At 67.9% G+C, this 5,730-nt stretch carries 4 protein-coding genes and 1 pseudogene; all 5 read right to left on the bottom strand.

The features are described from left to right. Window positions 1–1,432 (bottom strand): acyl-CoA dehydrogenase family protein (locus AC27KI_RS17730; protein WP_487115016.1); only part of this gene is annotated, 1,432 nt, incomplete at its 3' end. Between the two features lie 84 nt (window positions 1,433–1,516). After that, window positions 1,517–1,987, bottom strand: coding sequence for a PaaI family thioesterase (locus AC27KI_RS17725; RefSeq protein WP_284415013.1), 471 nt, complete (start codon window positions 1,985–1,987; stop codon window positions 1,517–1,519). 17 nt (window positions 1,988–2,004) lie between these two features. Beyond that, a complete protein-coding gene (locus AC27KI_RS17720; RefSeq protein WP_487115014.1) occupies window positions 2,005–3,180 on the bottom strand; it encodes an acetyl-CoA C-acyltransferase in 1,176 nt (391 codons plus the stop codon). Between the two features lie 49 nt (window positions 3,181–3,229). Continuing rightward, complete coding sequence (locus AC27KI_RS17715) at window positions 3,230–5,329, bottom strand: 3-hydroxyacyl-CoA dehydrogenase NAD-binding domain-containing protein (protein ID WP_487115012.1); 2,100 nt, start codon at window positions 5,327–5,329, stop codon at window positions 3,230–3,232. Window positions 5,330–5,444: 115 nt separating this feature from the next. Then, window positions 5,445–5,672 (bottom strand): annotated as a pseudogene (locus AC27KI_RS17710) (transposase); the annotation flags it as partial. Between the last annotated feature and the right edge of the window lie 58 nt (window positions 5,673–5,730).

The following is a 5,730-nucleotide window of genomic DNA, read 5'->3' as shown; positions in this document are numbered from 1 at the left end:
TGCGGCCCAGCAGGTCCAGCGCCTGGATGCCGTGCGTGCCCTCGTGGATCATGTTCAGGCGGTTGTCACGCCAGTACTGCTCCACGGGAAAGTCGCGCGTGTAGCCGTAGCCGCCGTGGATCTGGATGGCGAGGGAATTGGCCTCCAGGCACCACTCGCTGGGCCAGCTCTTGGCAATCGGCGTCAGCACCTCCAGCAGCAGCCGCGCCTCGTCGGCGTCGGGCGAGGTGCCGGTGTTCTGCTCGTCCACCAGGCGCGCGCAGTACAGGTTGAGCGCCAGCGCGCCCTCGCCGTAGCTCTTTTGCGCCAGCAGCATGCGCTTGATGTCGGCATGCTCGATCAGGCGCACCTGGGGGGCGCTCGCGTCCTTGCCGGCCTTGCCCAGCAGACGGCCCTGCGGCCGGTTCTTCGCGTAGTCCAGGCTCGCGTGGTAGCCGGCCAGGCCCAGCATGGTCGCGGCCATGCCGATGGCGATGCGCGCCTCGTTCATCATGTGGAACATGCACTTCAGGCCCTCGCCCGGCTGCCCCACCAGGTAACCGATGGCGCCCGCGCGCCCCTCGACGGGGTAGCGCCCCTCGCCGAAGTTGAGCAGCGTGTTCGTCGTGCCGCGCCAGCCCAGCTTGTGGTTGAGCCCCGCCAGCGCCACGTCGTTGCGCACGCCCGTGAGCTGGCCCTGCGCATCGACGAGCCGCTTGGGCACGATGAACAGCGAGATGCCGCGCGTGCCCGGCACCAGCTTGCCATCCGGCCCGGGGATCTTGGCCAGCACCAGGTGCACGATGTTCTCGGTCAGCTCATGGTCGCCGGAGGAGATCCACATCTTGTTGCCGGTGAGGCGGTAGCGGGGGCCCAGCGGGTCCTGCCGCCAGGCATCGCCGCCGCCATCGCCGTCCGCGTCCGGCACGGCGCGCGTGGCCACGTCCGAGAGCGACGAGCCTGCCTGCGGCTCCGACAGGCACATGGTGCCGGCCCAGCGGCCGTTGAATTCGTTGTGCGCGAACACCTGCTGCTGCGCCGGCGTGCCGTGCGCCATCAGCAGGTTGGCATTGCCCGAGGTGAGCAGGTTGGAGCCGATGCTGGCCGACGCCGCGGCGAAGAAGCTGTTGGCCGCCGCCTCCACCGTGTAGGGCAGCTGCATGCCGCCCAGCTCGTAATCCTGCGCGGCGCCCAGCAGGCCCGACTCGGCATAGGCGCGACGCGCCTCTTGCGTGGCCTGCGGCAGGATCACCTTCTCGCCGTCGAAACGCGGCTCCTCGGTGTCCACCAGGCGGTTGAACGGGGCGTATCTTTCGCGGGCGATGCGCTCGCAGGTGTCCAGCACCGCATCGAAGGTTTCGCGCGAATGGTCGGCAAAGCGCTCGCGCGCCTGCAGCGCGGGAGCGTCCAGCCAGTCGTAGAGCAAGAAATCAACCGTGGTGCGCAGGCTCATGATGGGGCATCGAATAAGGCTTCACCGCAATGAATGCGGCGGCATACAGCTACAAAAATAATAGCAAACAACCACCACCGGCGTTCAGCCGGGCGAAGCCGGTGGCGAAGGCGCGGCATGCGACGGCAGGGCCACGATGGTGCCCTGGGCGATGGCGCAGAGCTTTTCCACCCCGCCCTGCACCGCGAACACGTCGCAGCGGCAGACCGCCTGCGACGCCCCGGCATGCACGGCCTGGGCGCGAGCCACCAGGCGCTCGCCCACGGCGGGCCGCACGTAGTTGATCTTGAACTCCGAGGTGACCACCGGCACCCGCAGCGCCGAGCCGCCCGCGTAGGTGAGCGCGTTGTCGGCCAGGTAGCTCACCGCCCCGCCGTGCACGAAGCCGTGCTGCTGGCGGATCTGCTCGGTGATGGGCAGGTGCAGTTCGCACCCGCCCGGGGCGAACGCGTGCAGTTCGGCGCCCAGCAGCACGCTGAAGGGCTGCGCCGCCAGCACCTCGCGGCCCATGGCCAGGAAGGCCTCGGGCGGCACGGTGACGGGTGGCGCGGCCATGGGCGTGCCCCGTGCGGTTACAGCACTTCGAAGATGCCGGCCGCGCCCATGCCGCCGCCGATGCACATGGTCACCGCCACGCGCTTGGCGCCGCGGCGCTTGCCTTCGATGAGCGCATGGCCCGTGAGACGCTGGCCGCTCACGCCGTAGGGGTGGCCCAGGGCGATGGCGCCGCCGTTCACGTTCAGGCGGTCGGCGGGAATGCCCAGCTTGTCACGGCAGTACAGCACCTGCACGGCGAAGGCCTCGTTCAGCTCCCACAGGTCGATGTCGTTCACCGTGAGGCCCAGCTTCTTGAGCACCTTGGGCACGGCGAACACGGGGCCGATGCCCATCTCGTCGGGCTCGCAGCCCGCCACCGCGAAGCCCAGGAAGCGGCCCAGGGGCTTCAGGCCCTTGCGGCTGGCGTAGTCCTCGCTCACCAGCACGCAGGCGCCGGCGCCGTCCGAGAACTGGCTGGCATTGCCGGCCGAGATCACGCCGCCGGGCACGGCAGGGCGGATGCCGCTGATGCCTTCCTTGGTGGTGCCTTCGCGCGTGCCTTCGTCCTTGCTGACTGTGACTTGCTGGGTGATGAGGCCGCGCACCTTGTCGGCCACGCCGGCCGTCACGGTGATGGGAGCGATCTCGTCGTCGAACAAGCCCGCGGCCTGCGCGGCGCAGGCCTTTTGCTGGCTGGCGGCGCCGTATTCGTCCATGGCGTCGCGGCCGATGCCATAGCGCTTGGCGACCTGCTCGGCGGTCTCCAGCATGCTCCAGTAGATCTCGGGCTTGGCCTTGGCCAGTGCCAGGTCGCGCAGCATGTGCAGGTTCATCTCCTGCTGCACGCAGGAGATGCTCTCCACGCCGCCGGCCACGTACACGTCGGCCTCGCCGGCGATGATGCGCTGCGCCGCCAGGGCGATGGTCTGCAGGCCCGACGAGCAAAAGCGGTTCACCGTCACGCCCGACACGCTGACCGGCAGGCCGGCGCGCAGCGCGATCTGGCGCGCGATGTTGGCGCCCGTGGCGCCCTCGGGGTTGGCGCAACCCATGATGACGTCTTCCACTTCCGCGCCGTCGATGCCGGCGCGCGCGATGGCGTGCTGCACGGCATGGCCGCCCAGCGTGGCGCCGTGGGTCATGTTGAACGAGCCCTTCCAGCTCTTGGCGAGCGGCGTGCGGGCGGTGGAAACGATCACTGCGGAGGTCATGTGCAATTCCTTGGGATTCGGGGGGACACGTGCGGTGCGGTCGGTCGGGTCAGGAGAAGGCCTTGCCTTCCGCGGCGAGCCGGGCCAGCAGCGGCGCGGGCTCCCAGAACTTCGCATCGTCCAGCGGGTTCTGCGCGAAGCGCTTCATGGCCTGCACCACGTTGAACAGGCCGACCTCATTGGCGTAGTGCATGGGGCCGCCGCGGTGGATCGGAAAGCCGTAGCCGGTGAGGTACACCATGTCGATGTCGCCCGACTTGCCGGCGATACCGTCCTCCAGGATGTGCGCGCCTTCGTTCACCAGCGAGAACACCAGGCGCTGCACGATCTCTTCGTCCGAGATCTTGCGCGGCGTGATGCCCAGGGCCTTGCGGTGGTCTTCGATCATGCGGTTGACCACCTCGCTCGGGATCGCATCGCGCTTGCCGGCCTGGTAGTCGTACCAGCCCGCGCCGGTCTTCTGGCCGTAGCGGCCCATCTCGCACAGCAGGTCTGCCGTCTTGCTGTACTTCATGTCCGGCTTTTCCTGGTAGCGGCGCTTGCGGATCGCCCAGCCGATGTCGTTGCCGGCCAGGTCGCCCATGCGGAACGGGCCCATGGCGAAGCCGAACTCCTCCACCGCCTTGTCCACCTGCTGCGGTGTGGCGCCTTCCTCGATCAAAAAGCCCGCCTGGCGGCTGTACTGCTCGATCATGCGGTTGCCGATGAAGCCGTCGCACACGCCCGAGACCACGGCGGTCTTCTTGATCTTCTTGGCCAGGGCCATCACCGTGGCCAGCACGTCCTTGGCCGTGGCCTGGCCGCGCACCACTTCCAGCAGCTTCATCACGTTGGCAGGGCTGAAGAAGTGCATGCCCACCACGTCCTGCGGGCGCTTCGTGAAGCCGGCGATCTTGTCCACGTCCAGCGTGGAGGTGTTGGACGCCAGGATCGCGCCGGGCTTGGCCACGGCATCGAGTTGCTTGAACACGGCCTCCTTCACGCCCAGTTCTTCGAACACCGCTTCGATGATGAGGTCGGCGTCCTTGAGGTCGGCGTAGTCCAGCGTGGTGGCGAGCAGGCCCATGCGCTGCTGGTACTTGTCTTCCTTGAGCTTGCCCTTCTTGACCTGCGACTCGTAGTTCTTACGGATCGTGGCGATGCCGCGGTCCAGCGCCTCCTGCTTGGTCTCCAGAATCGTCACGGGAATGCCCGCGTTCAGGAAGTTCATGGCGATGCCGCCGCCCATGGTGCCCGCGCCGATCACGCCGACCTTCTGGATGTCGCGCTTCGGGGTGCTGGAGGGCACGTCGGCGATCTTGCTCGCGGCACGCTCGGCCATGAACAGGTGGCGCAGCGCGCGGGACTCGGGCGTCCACATCAGGTTGATGAACAGCTCCCGCTCGTAGGCGATGCCGTCGGCGAACTTGCGCTTGGTGGCGGCCTCGACGGCGTCCACGCACTTGGCGGGCGCGGGGAAGTTCTTGGCCATGCCCTTGACCATGTTGCGCGCGAACTGGAAGTACGCATCGCCCTCGGGGTGCTTGCACGGCAGGTTGCGCACCAGCGGCAGGGGGCGCACGTCGGCAACGCTCTTAGCAAAGGCCAGGGCCTCGGCGGCCAGCGCTTCGGGCGAAGCCACCAGCTTGTCGAACAGCTTCTGGCCGGGGATGGAGCCGATCAGCTCGCTCTTGACCGTCTCGCCGCTCACTATCATGTTGAGCGCGGCCTCCACGCCCAGCACGCGCGGCAGGCGCTGCGTGCCGCCGGCGCCGGGCAGCAGGCCCAGCTTGACCTCGGGCAGCGCCACGCTGCAGCCCGGCGCGGCGATGCGGTAATGGCAGCCCAGCGCCAGTTCCAGCCCGCCGCCCATGCACACCGAATGGATGGCCGCCACCACGGGCTTGGCCGAGTTCTCCACCGCCAGGATCACCGATTGCAGGTTGGGCTCCTGCAGCGCCTTGTCGGTGCCGAACTCCTTGATGTCGGCCCCGCCGGAGAACGCCCCACCGGCGCCCGTGATGACGATGGCGCGGACGGCCGCGTCGGCGTTGGCACGCGCCAGCCCGTCGGCCACGCCCTGGCGGGTGGCATGGCCCAGGCCATTGACGGGGGGGTTGTCGAGCGTGATCACGGCCACATCGCCGTGGACTTGGTACTCAGCGGTCATTGCTTGTCCCTTGGTTTGATCTAGAAAACTAGAAAAGAACGATCGTGCTTTTGATTCTAGAGAGTCCGGGCGCGGATGCCAGCCAATGTTGTCCCGGCTGGGACAGAAAACGCGGCGGCACCACAGCTTCACCAGCAGACACGGCGGTCAAGGCTCCCTGTCGTTCGAGCTTGCGCCACTGGAACAGCAGCCCCGCCGACACGCCTTCCTGCCGAGCCACCAGCGACACGCTCATGCCTAGTTCGTAGGTGCGGCGCACCAGTGCCGACTTCTCTGCGCGGGACCAGCGCCTGCGGCGCTGGTCTTTAACGACTACCTCTACTGACTCCGTATGCCTAGTCATATGCACAGTCCTTTTCCTATCTCCAAAGATAAGCGACAGGACGGGGCCGGGGAATCAG

Source organism: Acidovorax sp. KPB24-03 (assembly GCF_057546605.1).
This window is presented reverse-complemented; position numbering and strand designations above follow the sequence as displayed.